Annotated in this window: 1 protein-coding gene; it reads left to right on the top strand. The window is 51.9% G+C overall.

Annotated elements, in window-relative coordinates:
• Window positions 1-264: Calx-beta domain-containing protein (locus ACO0KW_RS20455; RefSeq protein WP_423055188.1), on the top strand; the 264-nt coding region annotated here is incomplete at both ends.

The following is a 264-nucleotide window of genomic DNA, read 5'->3' as shown; positions in this document are numbered from 1 at the left end:
GCGATTACACAGCAACGAGTGGTACCTTGACGTTCAATCCTGGTGTGACGACGCAAACGATCACGGTCAATATCGCCAACGATAGCGTGTTTGAATTGTCGGAGAACTTCAACGTCAATTTGGTCACGCCAACGAACGCCACGATTTTAGACAATCTGGGCGTAGGTACGATCAAAGATGATGGCACCGGCACTGGTGGTAGCGACAACGATACGCCAACTTTGAGCGTCAGCAATGTCACGGTCGCGGAGAGCGGTGGCTTTG

This window comes from Undibacterium sp. Ji22W (assembly GCF_049340305.1).
Lineage (GTDB): Bacteria > Pseudomonadota > Gammaproteobacteria > Burkholderiales > Burkholderiaceae_D > Undibacterium.
The sequence above is the reverse complement of the archived record's forward strand: the minus strand, read 5'-3'. Positions and strand labels throughout refer to the sequence as shown.